The organism is Caulobacter sp. GW821-FHT11A05, assembly GCF_058809015.1.
Window position 1 is genome coordinate 17763 of sequence record NZ_JBXASF010000001.1, and the last position, 15766, is coordinate 33528.

Consider the following 15766-nt stretch of genomic DNA (forward strand, 5'->3'; position numbering starts at 1 on the left):
ATCGATGACCAAGGGACCGGCCCAGAGCTACCGTCGGCTTGATGCCGAGATGGTCGCTGGCACGGCGGTCAAGCTGGCCGACCGGGTGGCCGAGCGCTTCCCGGCCTCCGGCCTGGCCGGCGTCGCCGACGAACTGGCCCGCAGCGCCCGCCTGGCCGGCAAGCAGGCGCACGCCCTGACCCGTCCCTACTACGGCCTGCGCACCCTGGTGTTCCTGGTCGTGGCCGGCGGCATCGGGGCGCAGGTCTGGGCGGCGCGGATGGTCGACTGGAGCAGGGTGCTGGGGTCCAACGATCCGGTGGCCCTGACCCCGGTCATCGAGTCGGCGGTCAACCTGCTGCTGCTGATGGCCGCCGGCTGCTGGTTCCTGCTGACCCTCGAGGAGCGGCTGCGCCGGTCGCGGGTGCAGGCCTGGCTGCACCGGCTGCGGGCCTTCGCCCATGTCGTCGACATGCACCAGCTGACCAAGGACCCGACGGTGATCCTCAGTCCCGGACCGCGGACGCCGTCGTCGCCGGACCGGACCATGACCCGCTTCGAACTGGCCCGTTATCTGGAGTATTGCGCCGAGATGCTGGCCTTGACCGGCAAGCTGGCGGCGGTGATGGCCGGCGAGAGCAGCGACCATGTGATCATCGCCGGGGCCAGCGACGTGGAGAACCTCTGCACCGACCTTGGCCGCAAGGTCTGGCAGAAGATCATGATCCTCGGCGAGCTGGACGAGCGGGGCTAGACCGCGCTCACCGCTTGCCACACCGCCTCGACCCCGCCGCTGGCGATCAGCTCGCGGGCCCGGTCCGAGGGGCTGGGCCGGCACTTGCCCCACTGCATGTGCGGCGTGTCCGGCTTGCTCCAGTCGCCGCCCCAGGCGCAGCCGTGCTGCTTGAACACCGCCGCCACGTCGGCGAACCATTTGTCATTGGCCGCGCGGTCAGCGCCGAAGGGCTTGTAGGCCTTGGTCTGGTGGATGACATCGACCGCCAGGCCGTAGCCATGCCAGCTGGTCAGCGAGGTCGGCGCATTGGTGACCGTTGGCTGGTCCAGGTCCCGCGTGCGGCCCTGGGCGTAGAGCCAGGCCTGGCGGGCGTTGCTGCGGAAGCCTTCGTTGACCTTGGCGGTCAAGCCCTTGGCGGCGCAGTCGGCCAGGGCGGCGGCCACCGCCTCGCGGAACTTTGGGGCGAGTAGCGAGAGGTCGCGGTTGGCGACGGAGACGTCGGTCACAGCACTTCTCCCGGGTTGGTATGGCCAGGCTTCCATTCCTCCGGCTCGAAGCCGGCGACGGGCAGGGGTTTGACGGGGTCGGCGGCGGGCGGCGGCGGGGGCGGCGCGGCGGCTCCGAAGGTTTCCAGCACCACCCCTCCGCCACCGGGCGGTCCGGGCGGCTGGCGATCCTCGGAGCCTTCGTCCTTGCTCTTCTCGCGCGGCTTCACGGTCGAGCGGATGACCATGATCTTGTTGAGCACATCGAACCAGAAAGGCGCTCCGAACGAGATGGCGATCGCGGAGATCAGCCAGCCGAGCAGCAGGCCGAAGCTGATCCCGGAGCCGGGCAGCGCCTTGAGGCAGCGATCGCCCTCGCCGATGACCGCGCAGCCCTGCGGGCCGGGGATGGGCTTGCGGCTGTACCATTTGTCGGTCGGGTCGCCCGTGAACCGCCAGCCGATGGGGTAGCCGATGGCGGTCAGGTCGGTCCTCAGGCCGTCGAGCGTCTTGCCGGTCGCCTCCACCTGCTTGACGATCGACGGGGCGGGCGGAGTCTGGGCTTCCGGCGTCGCGCCTTCGGCGGGGGCGGCGGCGGCCGCGTCGGCCTTGTGTTCGTCGTTCAGCTTCTGGGCCTGGGCCGCCGCGGCCTTGCGCAGGACCGGATCATTGACCAGCCGTCCGGCGACGGTGATGGCGTCGAGGTTGAAGGCGACGGCGATGATCAGGCCGATGGCCAGCAGCCAGGCCTGGGTGCGCCGTTTGTAGGCCCCGGAGACCCGGTCCATGCTGCCGTTGAACCAGGCCTCCAGGTTGGCCTTCACCTTGGCCATCTCGCCATCGGCATGATCGATGGCCGACAGCACGGCCCGTTGCAGCCGGGGACTGGAGAGGCCGGCGGCGCGCTGGCGCAGAAGGTCGAGGGTCAGGGTCTCGGAACTCACCGGGTAGGGCCAGGAGCCGCTGCCGCGTCCGACCAGATCGATGACGGCGGTGGCGAACTGTCCCGCCGGGATATAGGTCGGCAGCGCTCGCCGGGCCCCCAGCGGCATCTCGAAACCGACCTGATCCTTCACCAGGGCATGATGCGTGGGCAGGAACCGGCGGAGCAGGCCGGCGCTCTTCAGCTTGGCCGGGTCATAGACGCCGCGGAACAGCGAGAAGATATGGGCGTGGTCGAAGAAGGACTTGGCCATGGCCACGCCCCGCGGATCGTCGAGCAGTTCGCGCACGCCCCGCTCGAGATCCATCGCCCGCGTCTTGAGCACCGCCTCGATCAGTTCGCGGATTGCGGTGGCCATCAGGCTGGCCAGCAGGAAGAACAAGGTCAGCCCAAGACCGACCTCCAACACGTCCGAGCCGAACATGAATCCGCCCCTCTTTGTGAGGCGAACACTGTTCGCTCACATGCGGGAACTGTCAACTTCAGGGTGTTGCGCAGCTCACGCGCGAAGTCAGGCCGCCGGCTTTTCCTTGCGGCGCAGCCGGGCCAGCCGCCGCAGCCGCCGCCAGAAGCGGGTCTTTTCCGGTTCCGGATAGGGCTGCAGGTTCTTGAGGAACTCCTCGGCGCAGGACCGCCAGCTGAACTTCTCGGCGAAGGCGCGCACCACCTTGCGGTCCAGGTCCAGGCAGGCGAGGCAGGCCTCCCGGAGGCCCTCGACCTTGCCGGGGGCCAGGGCGCCGGCGTTGCTGTTCGGGATGATGTCGATCGGCCCGGGGGCGCTGAACGCCGCCACCGGGGTGCCGGCGGCCATGGCTTCCAGGATCACCAGGCCGAAGGTGTCGGTCAGGGAGGGGAAGACGAAGACGTCGGCGCAGGCGAAATAGGCGGCCAGCTCGTCGCCGAACTTGGCCCCGGCGAACACCACCTCCGGATAGCGGGCGGCCAGCTCGTCCTTCTGCGGCCCGGCCCCGACCACCACCTTGGTCCCCGGCAGGTCGAGGCAGGCGAAGGCCTCGATGTTCTTCTCGACGGCCACCCGGCCGACGTTGAGGAAGATCGGCCGCTTGAGGTCCTTGAAGATGTCCGGCTCGCGTCGCGAGGGGTTGAAGGTGTCGGTGTCGACGCCGCGCGACCAGGGCGAGATGTTGCGGAAGCCGTGGGCCTCCAGCTCGTCGCGCATGGTCGGGGTGGCGACCATCAGCCGGCCCGACGGCTTGTGGAACCACTTCATGTAGGCGTAGCCGGCGGCCAGGGGCAGCGGCAGGCGGGCGCTGACGTATTCCGGGAAACGGGTGTGGTAGCTGGTCGTGAACGGCAGCTTCCACTCCAGGCAGACGCGGCGGGCGGCCAGGCCCAGGGTGCCCTCGGTGGCGATGTGGATGGCTTCCGGCTCGAAGGCCTTGAACCGCTCGCGCACCGCCTCGTCGGCCCCGATGGCCAGGCGGATTTCCGAATAGGTCGGCAGCGGGATGGTCTTGAACTGGTCGGGGCTGATGACCTCGACCTCGTGGCCCATGGCGCGAAGCTCGGCGATCACCCGGGTCAGGGTGCGGACAACGCCGTTGACCTGGGGCTCCCAGGCGTCGGTGGCCAAAAGAATACGCATCAGGCGACGGCGGGCTCTGCTGAATCGGGCATCGAGCGGCCGATCATGGACCAGGAACGCGCCTTGGCCCAATCGATGATTTTCAAGGACCCGTCAAAATCCTCGACGACGGCGGTGCAGCTTTCCACCCAGTCGCCGTCGTTGACGTAGAGAATCCCCTGGATATCGCGCATTTCCGCCTTGTGGATATGGCCGCAGATCACCCCGTCGGCGCCGCGCCTGCGGGCTTCCTCGGCGAGGGCGTCCTCGAACTTCTCGATGAACTGCAGGGCGTTCTTCACCTTGACCTTCAGAAAAGCCGACAGGCTCCAGTAGCCCAGACCCATCCGGCGCCGGGCGCGGTTGAGCAGGGTGTTCAGCATCAGGAGCGTCCTATAGGACCAATCGCCGAGGAAGGCGAGCCAGCGGGCGTGCTGCACCACCCCGTCGAACTCGTCGCCGTGGGTGACCAGGAAGCGGCGGCCGTCGGCGGTCTCATGCAGGCAGTCGCGGGCGACGACCACGCCGCCGAAGTGGACGCCGCAGAAGTCGCGGGCGAACTCGTCGTGATTGCCGGGCACATAGGTCACCACCGTGCCCTTGCGGGCCATGCGCAGGATCTTCTGGACGACATCGTTGTGGGCCTGGGGCCAGAACCAGCCGCCCTTCAGCTTCCAGCCGTCGACGATGTCGCCGACCAGGTAGAGGTGGTCGCATTCCACATGGCGGATGAAGTCGAGCAGCAGCTCGGCCTGGCAGCCGGCGGTGCCCAGGTGGATGTCGCTGATGAAGATGCTGCGGTAGCGCTGGACCGCTTCCTGGCTGCTCATTTTTGACCCACCGCAATGCCCCTGAAACGCGCGGGGGCTAGGCTGATTTCATGTCACTGCAATGAAACCGGTTGCAGACGGAACTTTGTGCATTGCGAGATGATCGGTGGTTACCTAGATCGAAGGCATGGATATACAGCGTAAGGATCGGGATACGCCCAAGTCGCGGCGGACGCGCGCCCGGATCCTCGACGAGGCGGTGAGGGTGATCGCGTCGAGCGGCTATGCCGCGGCGACCAACGCCGCCGTGGCCGAGGCGGCGGGCATCACCCGCGGGGCCATGCTCTACCATTTCCCGACCCGCGAGGACCTGCTGGAAGGGGTCATCGGCTTCCTGCAGGCCGAACGCGCCGAGCTGTTCCGCCGCGCCGCCGAGGACCTGCCGCCCGGCGCCGACGTCACCGAACACGCCATCGACAGCTACTGGGACCTGCTGCGCCACCCGGCCTTCACCGCCTTCATGGAACTGGAGATGGCGGCGAGGACCGACCCGGTGGTGGCCAACCTGATCGCCCCGGCGAGGGCCGAGTTCGATCGCGCCCAGATCGGCGATCATTTCCTGAAGATGCTGCACGCCGGCGCGGGGCCCAGGTTCCAGGCCAGCCGCGACCTGGCGCGGTTCATGCTGGAGGGCCTGGCGCGGGCCGACCTGTCGTACGATGAGGACGCCCGGGTCGAGCGCCTGCTGACGGTGATCAAACGGGCGACGCACATGCTCAACCGCAAGGGCGGCGTGACGGAGCTGTGGCCGGAGTAACAGGTTCCTCCCCCTCTCGGGGGAGGTGGCAGCGGCGAAGCCGCTGACGGAGGGGGTCACAGCTCACGTTGGCGGTGACCTGTTCGAAGCTGAACCGCCGGTGGGGACCCCCTCCACCACGCGCTGCGCGCGCGGTCCCCCTCCCCCGAGAGGGGGAGGAACCACTACCCCGGCAGCCGGATCGTCGCCTTCAGGCCGCCCAGCGCCGATTTGCCCAAGGTCACATCCCCGCCGTGGCTCCGCGCCACGTCTCGCGCGATGGCCAGCCCCAGCCCCACGCCCTTGCGGTTCTGGTTGCGGCTCTCGTCCAGCCGGCTGAACGGTTTGAAGGCTTCCTCGTAGCGGTCTTCCGGAATCCCCGGCCCGTCGTCCTCGACGACGATCTCGACGCCGCCGGTCGCCGTCGGCCCGGCCGTGACCTGCACGGTCTTGCCGTGGGTCACGGCGTTGGACACCAGATTATCCAGCGCCCGCTTCAGCGCGTTGGGCCGCACCAGCGCCGACAGCCCCGGCTCGACGTCCAGCGCCACCGCCGCCCCCGTTCGCCGCGCATCCTCGCAATACTGCTGCAGCAGCACCGCCAGGTCGGTGCTCTCGACCGCCTCGGCCCCCTCGCCGCGGGCGAAGTCGAGGTATTCGTCGATCATATGCTCCATCTCGGAGAGGTCGCGCTTCATCGCCTCGCCGGCCGTCGACGGCTCGGCCAGGGCCAGTTCCAGTTTCAGCCGAGTCAGCGGCGTGCGCAGGTCGTGGCTGACGCTGGCCAGCAGCACGGTCCGCTGCTCCAGATGCCGCTGGATGCGGGCCTTCATCGACAGGAAGGCCTGGGCCGCCTGCCGCACCTCGCGGGCGCCGTAGGGCTTGAAGGGTTCCGGCCCCTCGACCCCCTTGCCGAAGGCCTCGGCGGCCTCGGCCAGACGCTCGATGGCGCGCACCTGGTTGCGGATGAACAGGATGGCGATGGCGGTCAGCAGCAGGGTGGCGCCGCCCATCCACAGGATGAAGATCCAGCCGGACGGCGCGAAGGCCCGCTCACGCGGCGCATAGATGCGCAGCACCCCGCCCTCGACCGGCGCCTCGATGCCGACCCAGCTGTTGTAGCTGCGGTTGTTGAACCAGAAGGGCCGGTCGAGCTTGCGCTCCAGCGTCGCCTCCAGGGCCCGGTCCTCGGGCGCGAAATAGGCCGGCTTGCGGCCGACCGGCAGCTTGTCGCCGGCCTTGAAGGCCACCGACAGCGACAGGGTCCGCTCGGCCCGCTCGGCCAGCTGGGGCAGGCCGGCCGGGTTCTGCTCATAGGTCTCGACGATCCACACCACGTCGCCGGCCAGGCTGTCGGTCAGGCCCGACGACACCGCCTGCCAGTGCAGGTCGAAGAAGATCCAGGTGATCAGCCCCTGCATGATCGCCACCGGCAGGACGATGATCAGCAGGGTGCGGGCGAACAGGCTCTGCGGCAGCCACCGCTTGATGGCGCGCGGAATGAAGATGCGAAGGGCGCGGACCTTCATGTCAATCGGGGGCCAGTAGATAGCCGACGCCGCGCACCGTCTGCAGGTAGCGCGGGGTCTTGGGGTCGTCCTCGATCTTGCGGCGCAGGCGGGTGACCTGCACGTCCACCGCCCGGCCGGCGGCGTCGGCGTCGTCGCGGGCCAGGGTGTAGCGGTCGATCGGGGCGTGGGGCGCCTTGGCCAGCGTGCGCAGGAGGTCGATCTCGGCCTCGGTCAGCCGCACCAGGGTCCCGTCGCGGGTCAGCTCGCCGCGCACCGGATCGAACTGGCAGCGGCCCAGCGACACCGGCTGATCGTCGCTCGGCCGGGGGCCGGCCCGGCGCAGGATGGCCTCGATGCGCAGCAGCAGTTCCTGCGGCTCGAACGGCTTGGCCAGGTAGTCGTCGACCCCGGCGGTCAGGCCCTCGATGCGGTCGGCGGTCTCGCCGCGGGCGGTCAGCATCAGGATCGGCGCCTTGGAGGCCGGCCCCGGCGTGCCGCGCAGGCGGCGGGCGAAGCTCATGCCGTCCTCGCCCGGCATCATCACGTCGAGGATGACCAGGTCGAAGTCGAGGGTGTCGAGCAGCCGCCCGGCGGCCCCCGCTTCGGCGGCGACGGTGACGCGGAACCCGGCCCGGGTCAGGAACTGGCGGAGCAGATCGCGGATGCGGTCGTCATCGTCGACGACCAGCAGGTGTCTGTCGCTCATGTCTCCTCCCCCCTCAAGTTTCTTCACGACGGGCCGTGAGACGGGGACCCGCCAGGGAGGCGAGAATGCGCCGCCCCGCGCCCACCCCGTCAAGGCCCCCATCGCGATAGGCCATGGCGATGAGGCCGCGAAGCTGCTCGGCGACCCGGGCTTCGAAGGCCAGGCCGGCCGCCGTCAGCCGCGCCGGGCGGCGGCGGGCGTCCAGCTCGCCGGGGACTTTTTCGGCCAGGCCGTGGGCTTCCAGGTCGGCCAGGGTGCGGCTGGCGGCCTGTTTGGTCAGGGCGGTGAGACGGGCGATCTCCTTCACCCCGACACCCGGTCTCCTTCGAATGAGGAAGGCGGCGCGCCAGTGCGAGCGGCCCAATCCCTTGGGTTCGGTGTCCATGGCGGCATCGACAGCGGTCCAGATTGCCGTCTCGGCGAGCAGGACCAGCTCCAATCCGAGGTCGAGTTCCGATTCGCTGAGGATCAGACGGGGATCAGCGGACGCATTCATGCTAAGGAGCCGCGCGGTTTGGCTTGGACCCCTGGGCAGGGTCTGGGATAAGCTGGTTTTTCTGAGGAGAAATTACCCCGATGTCCCTGGTTCCCTTCGATGATCGTGACGGCTGGATTTGGCTGGACGGGCAATTCGTGCCCTGGCGCGAGGCGAAGGTGCACGTACTGACCCATGGGCTCCATTACGCTTCCTCGGTGTTCGAGGGTGAGCGGATGTACAACGGCGAAATCTTCGAACTGACGGCCCACACCGAGCGCCTGCATCGGTCGGCCGAAATCCTCGACTTCAAGATCCCCTACACGGTGGCGGAGATCGACGAGGCCTGCAAGCAGACCTGCGCCAGGAACGGCCTGACCGACTGTTACATCCGGCCCATCGCCTGGCGCGGCAGCGAGATGATCGGCGTCTCGGCCCAGCAGACCAAGATCCACCTGGCCATCGCCGTCTGGGACTGGCCCAGCTACTTCGACCCGGAAGAGAAGAAGCGGGGCATCCGCCTGGCCCACGCCCTCTTCCGCCGACCGGACCCGAGGACCGCCCCGACCGACGCCAAGGCCGCCGGCCTCTACATGATCTGCACCATCTCCAAGCACGCCGCCGAGCGCGACGGCTATGCCGACGCCCTGATGCAGGACTACCGGGGCTATATCGCCGAGGCGACCGGGGCCAATGTCTTCCTGGTCCGCGACGGGGTGATCCACACCCCGACGCCCGACGCCTTCCTGAACGGCATCACCCGCCAGACGGTGATGAAGCTGGCCGCCGAGCGCGGCTACCAGATCATCGAGCGCCACATCCCGTTCGAGGAGCTGGGCACGTTCAGCGAGCTGTTCATCACCGGCACCGCCGCCGAGGTGACGCCGGTGGCCGAGGTCGGCGAGTTCCGCTTCACCCCGGGGACGATTTCGCTGACCCTGATGGACGACTACGCCCGGCTGGTGCGCGGGCAGGTCCCGGCGATGGCGTAGAGCGACGTCTCTCGTTGCAGGGAGAAATCCCGCACTGTCATCTCCCGCTATCGTCATCCTAGGGCTTGTCCCTAGGATCCCGGCCCGCGGCGTCTCTCACGGTGGAGTGGGGGCGCGGCCGCGCCCCCAAAGCACGGGCTTGGACGAGCGGAACGCGGGATCCTGGGCACAAGGCCCAGGATGACGATAGCGGGGAGTGAGGCGGCGTCGGGCCGACCCGTACTGGCCTTTAGACGCTCAGCCGCGCTTCCAGCTCCGCCAGCCGCGTGCGGGTGCCCTGCAGTTCGGCCCCGTAGCGCTGCGGGTCCTCGGCGGCCAGGGCGCCGGCAAGTTCGACGCTCTCGCGATAGAGGTCCAGCGCCCGCACCCGGTGGCCGCGATCCTCGCGGGCGTCGGCCAGCCGTTCCAGGGCGATGCTCAGGGCCCGGCGGTCCAGCCGGCGGGAGCCGTGGTTGGCGATCAGCTTGCGGCGCAGGGCGACGGCGTCCTCATAGGCCCCGAGCGCCGCGTCGAGTCGGCCCTCGTCGGCGGCCATGTCGCCAACATTGATCAGCGCCCCGGCCAGGTCGGCGGCGGCGACCGGGTCGGCCGGCTCAATCTCATGCAGCAGCCGGGCGTAGGACAGGGCGTGGCCATAGGCCTCGGCGGCGTCGTCGATCCGCCCCTGGCCGCGGGCGAAGTCACCCAGGTCCTGGGCGGCGACCATGCGGTCGTTGTGGGTCAGAGCCAGCTTCGGCAGGCGCTTGAGCATCTCGGCCGCCTCGCCCCACTTCTCGTCGCGAACCTTGCCCTTCAGCGCCGCGCGCAGCTGGCCGAAGGTCTCCTGCGGCGGACCTTGCGGGTCGGGGCCGGGGGCCACCGGCGGCAGGTCGCGGCGCACCGGCTGGGCCACGGCGACCGGGGTGGGGGTGACATCGGCCGGCTTGGCCAGCACCGGCTCGGCCATCGGCGTCGGCGGGGCGGCGGTGATCGGGAAGGGCGACGGCCCCGCCGCCATCGGCGCGAGGTTCAGCTTCAGGTCCGGAGACGGATTGGGATTGGAGACCGGCACGCCGACGGGCGGATCATCCGAGAAGGTGATCGGGTGGTCCATGCCGGACGGCAGCGGCCGGCGGCTCTTGCGCCGGCTGGGCCAGAGGTTGACCAGCACCGCCAGCCCGCCCAGACCCAGCGCTCCCCAGCCGATCAACGGCCTCAGGCTTTCGAAATCGCCCAGGTCCAGGCCCGGCACGGCCGGCCCGATGCTGCCGACCAGTGGCCGGACCACGATCCAGCCGGCGGCGGCGATCAGCAGCCCCAGCACAAGTCCGATGAGCCTTGCGGCCATGGTCGACACTCCCCGTCCCCTAGTAGGGGCCGAAAAGGGCTGTGCAATCAAGCCGGCGTCAAAACCCCACAACTGGCGGGGGAAAGTCGTTAACGGCAGCGACCGCCCGGCGGGCGCCGGGCGGCCATTCTGCCACTAAAACAGCCAGCTCATCGGCCGGGGATAGGCTTCGTCCCGGACCAGGTAGCTCGCGCCAAGCACCAGCCGGATGTATTTCCAGACCAGGATGACGGGGCCGAAGACGCCCAGGATGATCAGGCCGAGGATAAAGGCGGGGATGCCGACCACCACCAGCGACAGGATGCCGCCGACGATCACCAGGCCCAGACCGACCAGGAACCAGCCCAGCGTCAGCCAGAAGGTGCGGATCAGCATGGTGTAGTGGGTTTCCATGCGAGGCCCGGCCCCGCCGCGCTGGGCGTAGGCGATGACCAGACCGATGAAGGTGGTCAGAAAGCCGGTGAAGGGGCCGATGAAGTAGAGGCCATAGATCACCGAGGGGATGACGCGGTCCTCGTGCGGTCGGGCAACGCTGACAGTGTCAGTCATCGTGGGGTTTCTTCGCTCCTCGCGCCGGAAGTGGCGCTCTGGACCTAATGTTGGGACCCCGGTCCCGTTCCGCAAATTAATACGCTGTCACCCGCCCAGGAGCCCCCTGGGGATGGCCAGCGGATCGAACCGCCCGGTCTGCCGGTCGAGCCAGGGCATCAGCGCCAGGGCCAGGATGGCGACGAAGGCCATCCGCGAGGCCAGGGCCAGGCCGATGTCGACCTGTCCGGCCATGGCCGCGAAACCGCCGACGGCCAGCGCGCCGCCGCCGAGCAGGGCCGCCGCCCCGATCACCGTCCCCTGGGTCGCCATAGCCGGCACGGTGAACCGCGCCGTCGGACTGGCCTCGGCCACGGCCCTGGCCAGCGCCGCCACGAAGGGAGCGAAGGTCTCCGGCGCGGCTGTGGGGCGGAGCGACAGGGCCTGGCCCGAATAGATGCCCAGCTGGCCTCGCGGCAGGCCGAGGATGGCCCCCGCCGCCAGTCGCCCGCGGGCCGGGGTCAGGTGCAGCCGTCGCACGGTGTTCAGCGCCACCCGGCGCTCGCGCTTGCCGCGCTGTTCGATGAGGACGCCGTCTTCCAGCCGCCAGCTGGTCAGCGGCTGCATGGGGCCAAGCCTGGCCGAATGGGCGATCAGGCCCGCACCATGGTGATTTCGACGCCGGCCCCCGCCGCCTGAGGGCTGAGCGCCTCGGGCTTGTCGACGCGGATGCGGGCGCGGGTGACGCGCGGGTCGGCGAGGCAGCGGCCGGCCAGGTGCTCGGCGAAAATCTCGACCAGCTCGATATGACCTTCGTCGGCCACGGCCTTGGCGGCCGTCACGATGGTCTCATAGTTGACCGTGTCGGCCAGGCGGTCGGCCCCGGCCCAGGCGACGTCGAGCTCGACATCGACGATCAGGGGCTGGGTGCGGCCCCGCTCGGAGGGATAGACCCCGACCTCGGCGTCGATGCGGATGCCGTGGACGAAGATCTTGCTGACCACCACCTTGCTGGTCAGGACGAGCGTCGATTGGAGATCGGACTGGGTGGCGGGCGTTACGGCCATGAAGGCCCCTCTAGCGAAGCGTTTCCCGACAAAGTGGGAACCACTTTGTCGATCAGGAAGAGCGACCAAAAAAGACTCTGACAGGCGACAGCCTGTCAGGAAATAATGTCGGGGGTGCGCCAGCCGAGGTGCTGACCGGCGTCCACGGCGATCATCTGGCCGGTCACCGAGGGGGCGTCAATCAGATAGCGCAGGGCGGCGGCGATCTCGGCCGGATCGATGGGCTTGCCGAGCAGGGTCCCGGCCGCCTCGGCCTCGAACTCGCCGGGGACCTGGTGCACGGAAGCCAGGGTCGGCCCCGGCCCGATGCCGTTGACCCGGATGCGGGGGCTGAGCGCCTGGGCCATGGTTTTCGTCGCCTGCCAGAGGGCGGCCTTGCTCAGGGAATAGCTGAAGAACTGGGGATTGGGCCGCAGCACCCGTTGGTCGAGGACGTTGACGATCAGCCCCTGTCTGTCGACCGGCAGGCGCACCGCGAACGCCTGGCTCAGCAGCACCGGCGCGGTCAGGTTGATCGCCAGGTGGGCGTTCAGCCCGTTGGCGTTCAGGCTTTGAAGGCTGTCGTCCTCGAACAGCGAGGCGTTGTTGATCAGCAGGGTGACGGGGCCGAGCCGCGAGGCGGCGTCGATCAGGGCCGACGCAGTCACCGGATCGGCCAGATCGCCCGTCAGGGTCAGGCTGTTGGCTCCCAGCGCGGCGGCTTCCTCGACGAGGCTGTCGGCGTCCTCGGGATGGCTGCGGTGATGGATGGCCAGGTCGTAGCCGGCCGCCGCCGCCGCCAGGGCGAGCGAGCGGCCGATGCGCCGGGCGGCGCCGGTGACCAGGGCGACGCCGCGCAAAGGCGGGCGCTTAGTCGAGACGGCCGAACTCGAACAGGTTGAGGCCCGCGAGCACGGCAATGAACAGGACGATGACGCCGATGGCGACCATGGCTTTAGGCTCCGAAAATCCGTTGCGGCGGTCCTAGCGCCGGGCGTGATGAAGGGCAAGCGATTGCGCCGGATCGCCGCCTGGCCCAAGCTCGCCGCCATGCTCTGGCGCCGCGCCGTCGAACCCTTCGCCCGCCCCTTTGTCTTCGCCTGGTTCAAGCTGGCGCGCGGCCTGACCCTGGGGGTGCGCGGCATTGTCCAGGACGCCGAGGGCCGCGTCCTCCTGATCGAGCACACCTATGTCGACGGCTGGCACCTGCCCGGAGGCGGCGTTGAAAAGGCCGAGACGGCCGAGACCGCCCTGGCCCGCGAACTGGTCGAGGAGGCGGGCGTGCGGCTGACCGGCCCGCCGAGGCTGGTCTCGATTCACTCCAACCATGCCCATCACCCGAACGACCATGTGCTGACCTACCTCTGCCCCGACTGGGAGCCCTGCCCGGCGACCTCGAAAGGTGAGATCGCCCAGGTCGGCTGGTTCGCACTCGATGCGCTGCCCGAGGGACTGCGGCCGGGACACCGGCGGCGGATCGAGGAGGCCTTTCTCGGCGCCGACCTCACACCCCACTGGTAGGTTCCCGAAGTTGGGAGAATAGTGGGATGACCGCTCACAGAAGCGGGCCAAAGGGAGAGACGCCATGTCCTGGATCGCAACCTCGGCCTTTTCGAAGATCGCGGTCGGCATCGACCGGCCGGAGGATGTGGTGGTTGGCAAGGACGGGCGCGTCTTCGCCTCCGACCACCAGTGCGCGGTGGCGGAGATCCATCCCGACGGCTCCTTCACCCGCCTGGGCCCGGCCGGCGGGGCTCCCAACGGCATCAACATGGACAGCCAGGGCCGCATCCTGATCGCCAACTTCGGCATCTACGACCGCCAGGAAGGCCCGCTGCAGCGGTTCGATCCGGCCACCGGCCTGCATGAGACCCTGCTGGCCGAGGTCGGCGGCAAGCGGCTGACCAGCGCCAACTATCCGGTCATCGACCGGGCCGGCAACATCTGGTGCGCCAACTCCACCCACGCCGAGACCTGGCCCCAGGCCCTGGACGGCCGCGCCGACGGCTTCATCTTCGTGCTGCGCCCGGACGGCAGTTCCGACATCGTCGCCGACGGTCTGAAGTTTCCCAACGGCATGGCCCTCAGCGCCGACGACGGGGTCCTCTACTGCGCCCAGACCAGCGGCGCCGACGTCCTGGCCTTCGATATCCAGCCTGGCGGCAAACTGGGAACGGGCCGCCGCTATGGCCCGGTGCTCGGCAGGCTGGTCGCCGCGGGCGACGTGGTCGAGGCGGCCGCCGCCCACCAGCACCACGACGACCTCGGCTACACCGACGGCGTCGGCCTGGACGCCGAGGGCAACCTCTGGGTCTGCCTGCCGGCCGCCAACAAGGTGGTCGCCATCAGCCCGTCAGGCCAGGTCGAGACCGTCTGCCACGATCCCTCGGGCGTGCTGATCAACCACCCGACCAACGTCACCTGGGGCGGCGACGACCTGCGCGACCTCTACATCGGCTCGATCCGCGCCGACTATGTGCTGAAGGCCCGCTCACCGGTGCCGGGGCTGGCGATGCTGCATCAGCAGTGACGCTGGCGTGAGCCTGGCGGGCAGGGCCTGGGGCCGGGCTTGGGGAAGTCCACGCGGAACCGCTCCCGGTCGCCTCTCGGCGAGGGGTAGGGGTTGACCGGCGAGGCGGTGATGGCGCCGCGCCGGGCCATGAGCAGCGCCGCCTCGCCAAATCCGTAGCCGGCCGGCTCTTCATGGGTGACCTGGCAGTCGGTCAGCTGACGGATTCCCTCGACGATGCAGCTGAGCAGGACCTGGCCGCCGACACCCTGTCGCGCGGCGCGGTCCGGGAAGTAGCCGCCGGGGCCGCCAAGCCAGGCATAGGCCTTGGCGGGCGGCGCGAAGACCACGTCGCGGACCGGCATGACCTTGATCCTCGCGGCGGCCGGCGGCGACCAGAAGGTCAGCGCCGCCCCGGTCGCGGCCAGACCAAGGACGAGGGCGACGATCGGTCGGCGAGCGGCCATGGCGAACTCCAAAGCGCGAGGGTCCCGGGATCATAGCCGAGATTTCGCGGCCCGGCGCCCGCGCCGTCCAGAAAGGTCAACCTTCAACTAACCATCTGACAACGTTCAAAAAGCGTCGATACGCCGCAACATTGTGGCCCGGCGGGCGCCTCATTTTGTGTGTATAAGCCGCCCTGCATCATCCTCCCTCCCCCAGAGAATTGGTCACCCATTGCAGCGTAAAATTTGGCAGGGCTGGCGCTCGGCGCTGGCCCAGACGGTCGGGCTCGTGCTCGTGTTCACCCCGGTCGCCGCCCTCGCCGTGGCTGGCGGCAAGGTCCCGCAAGGTCCGGCTGGACAGAGCCCGATGGCGCGGCTGATCAAGGCCGTGAACCCGAAAGCCGACCTGCCGGCGCCGATGGTCAGCAAAACCGTCTGGAACGGCCTCGACGTCGACGGCGACGGGGCCGGCGACTTCGTCAACCCGACCGGCCAGGCGCCGCGCCAGCATGACGCCTTCGGCAATGGCGAGTTCGGCGCCTCGCGTGACGGCGGCTCGCGCCACCACGAGGGCGTCGACTACACGGCCCGGGCCGACCAGGCCGTCGCCGCCCCGATCAGCGGCTTCGTGACCAAGATCGGCTACGCCTACGGCAACGACACCTCGCTGCAGTTCGTCGAGATCACCAACCCGGCCATCGGCTACGTCGCCCGCGCCTTCTATGTCGATCCCAGCGTCGCCGTCGGCCAGGCCCTGCGGTTGGGCGAAACCATCGGCACGGTCGCCAGCCTGCAGTCGCACTACCCCGGCATCACCGACCATGTGCATCTGGAGATCATGAAGCCGGGCCTGGGCCGGCTCAACGCCGCCGACCTGATCCTCGCCCACACGATCAAGGTCCGGGCCGGCTCCGCTCAGGGCTGACCCGGCC

19 protein-coding genes are annotated in these 15766 nt (G+C 69.3%); 6 read left to right on the top strand and 13 right to left on the bottom strand.

Annotated features, from left to right (window positions below; translation table 11 throughout):
- The first annotated feature begins 4 nt into the window (after positions 1–4).
- Positions 5–733, top strand: coding sequence for a hypothetical protein (locus AC1RSK_RS00100; RefSeq protein WP_492904383.1), 729 nt, complete (start codon positions 5–7; stop codon positions 731–733).
- On the opposite strand, the gene AC1RSK_RS00105 is transcribed toward AC1RSK_RS00100, so the two are convergent.
- From AC1RSK_RS00105 to AC1RSK_RS00120, 4 genes are all read right to left on the bottom strand, one after another.
- A complete protein-coding gene (locus AC1RSK_RS00105; RefSeq protein ID WP_492904385.1) occupies positions 730–1221 on the bottom strand; it encodes a M15 family metallopeptidase in 492 nt (163 codons plus the stop codon). The two genes, AC1RSK_RS00100 and AC1RSK_RS00105, sit on opposite strands and share 4 nt — an antisense overlap.
- The gene (locus AC1RSK_RS00110; RefSeq protein WP_492904387.1) at positions 1218–2567 is read right to left on the bottom strand and encodes a hypothetical protein; all 1350 of its coding nucleotides are present in this window, start codon (positions 2565–2567) and stop codon (positions 1218–1220) included. The genes AC1RSK_RS00105 and AC1RSK_RS00110 overlap by 4 nt, the downstream gene beginning before the upstream one ends.
- An 87-nt stretch (positions 2568–2654) precedes the next feature.
- Complete coding sequence (locus AC1RSK_RS00115; protein ID WP_492904389.1) at positions 2655–3749, bottom strand: glycosyltransferase family 4 protein; 1095 nt, start codon at positions 3747–3749, stop codon at positions 2655–2657.
- Positions 3749–4558, bottom strand: coding sequence for a UDP-2,3-diacylglucosamine diphosphatase (locus AC1RSK_RS00120; protein ID WP_492904391.1), 810 nt, complete (start codon positions 4556–4558; stop codon positions 3749–3751). Before AC1RSK_RS00120 ends, AC1RSK_RS00115 begins: the two co-directional genes overlap by 1 nt.
- 127 nt (positions 4559–4685) lie before the next feature.
- Between AC1RSK_RS00120 and AC1RSK_RS00125 the strand changes: the two genes are divergently transcribed.
- The gene (locus tag AC1RSK_RS00125) at positions 4686–5315 is read left to right on the top strand and encodes a TetR/AcrR family transcriptional regulator (RefSeq protein ID WP_492904393.1); all 630 of its coding nucleotides are present in this window, start codon (positions 4686–4688) and stop codon (positions 5313–5315) included.
- 164 nt (positions 5316–5479) lie between these two features.
- Here AC1RSK_RS00125 and AC1RSK_RS00130 read toward each other — a convergent pair whose 3' ends face one another.
- The 3 genes from AC1RSK_RS00130 to AC1RSK_RS00140 are packed head-to-tail and all read right to left on the bottom strand — an operon-like array spanning position 5480 to position 8007.
- Complete coding sequence (locus AC1RSK_RS00130; protein WP_492904395.1) at positions 5480–6823, bottom strand: ATP-binding protein; 1344 nt, start codon at positions 6821–6823, stop codon at positions 5480–5482.
- Between the two features lies 1 nt (position 6824).
- On the bottom strand, positions 6825–7511 hold the full coding sequence (locus tag AC1RSK_RS00135; protein ID WP_492904397.1) for a response regulator: 687 nt from the start codon (positions 7509–7511) through the stop codon (positions 6825–6827).
- A 13-nt stretch (positions 7512–7524) separates the two neighbouring features.
- Positions 7525–8007, bottom strand: a complete 483-nt coding sequence (locus AC1RSK_RS00140; RefSeq protein ID WP_492904399.1) for a MarR family winged helix-turn-helix transcriptional regulator — start codon at positions 8005–8007, stop codon at positions 7525–7527.
- Between the two features lie 80 nt (positions 8008–8087).
- On the opposite strand from AC1RSK_RS00140, the gene AC1RSK_RS00145 reads away from it, so the two are divergent.
- Positions 8088–8978: a branched-chain amino acid aminotransferase gene (locus AC1RSK_RS00145; protein ID WP_492904401.1), complete on the top strand. Its 891-nt coding sequence runs from the start codon at positions 8088–8090 to the stop codon at positions 8976–8978.
- Between the two features lie 229 nt (positions 8979–9207).
- Here AC1RSK_RS00145 and AC1RSK_RS00150 read toward each other — a convergent pair whose 3' ends face one another.
- The 5 genes from AC1RSK_RS00150 to AC1RSK_RS00170 all read right to left on the bottom strand — a co-directional run bounded on the left by AC1RSK_RS00150 (position 9208) and on the right by AC1RSK_RS00170 (position 12739).
- Entirely contained in the window at positions 9208–10305 is a 1098-nt protein-coding gene (locus AC1RSK_RS00150) for a tetratricopeptide repeat protein (protein ID WP_492904403.1), read from the bottom strand.
- Positions 10306–10440: 135 nt separating this feature from the next.
- On the bottom strand, positions 10441–10854 hold the full coding sequence (locus AC1RSK_RS00155) for a DUF4870 family protein (RefSeq protein WP_492904405.1): 414 nt from the start codon (positions 10852–10854) through the stop codon (positions 10441–10443).
- An 87-nt stretch (positions 10855–10941) separates the two neighbouring features.
- Positions 10942–11460 (bottom strand): hypothetical protein, encoded by a 519-nt coding sequence (locus tag AC1RSK_RS00160; RefSeq protein WP_492904407.1) that lies wholly within the window; start codon positions 11458–11460, stop codon positions 10942–10944.
- Positions 11461–11486: 26 nt separating this feature from the next.
- Complete coding sequence (gene folB / locus AC1RSK_RS00165; protein ID WP_492904409.1) at positions 11487–11900, bottom strand: dihydroneopterin aldolase; 414 nt, start codon at positions 11898–11900, stop codon at positions 11487–11489.
- A gap of 95 nt (positions 11901–11995) precedes the next feature.
- Complete coding sequence (locus AC1RSK_RS00170) at positions 11996–12739, bottom strand: SDR family oxidoreductase (protein ID WP_492904411.1); 744 nt, start codon at positions 12737–12739, stop codon at positions 11996–11998.
- 190 nt (positions 12740–12929) lie between these two features.
- Here AC1RSK_RS00170 and AC1RSK_RS00175 point away from each other — a divergent pair, with 190 nt between their 5' ends.
- Both AC1RSK_RS00175 and AC1RSK_RS00180 read left to right on the top strand, forming a co-directional pair.
- Positions 12930–13400, top strand: a complete 471-nt coding sequence (locus AC1RSK_RS00175) for an NUDIX domain-containing protein (protein ID WP_492905378.1) — start codon at positions 12930–12932, stop codon at positions 13398–13400.
- A gap of 64 nt (positions 13401–13464) precedes the next feature.
- A complete protein-coding gene (locus AC1RSK_RS00180; RefSeq protein WP_492904413.1) occupies positions 13465–14409 on the top strand; it encodes an SMP-30/gluconolactonase/LRE family protein in 945 nt (314 codons plus the stop codon).
- On the opposite strand, the gene AC1RSK_RS00185 is transcribed toward AC1RSK_RS00180, so the two are convergent.
- Entirely contained in the window at positions 14400–14855 is a 456-nt protein-coding gene (locus AC1RSK_RS00185) for an energy transducer TonB (RefSeq protein WP_492904415.1), read from the bottom strand. The two genes, AC1RSK_RS00180 and AC1RSK_RS00185, sit on opposite strands and share 10 nt — an antisense overlap.
- 211 nt (positions 14856–15066) lie before the next feature.
- Between AC1RSK_RS00185 and AC1RSK_RS00190 the strand changes: the two genes are divergently transcribed.
- Entirely contained in the window at positions 15067–15759 is a 693-nt protein-coding gene (locus tag AC1RSK_RS00190; protein WP_492904417.1) for a M23 family metallopeptidase, read from the top strand.
- Positions 15760–15766 lie beyond the last annotated feature (7 nt).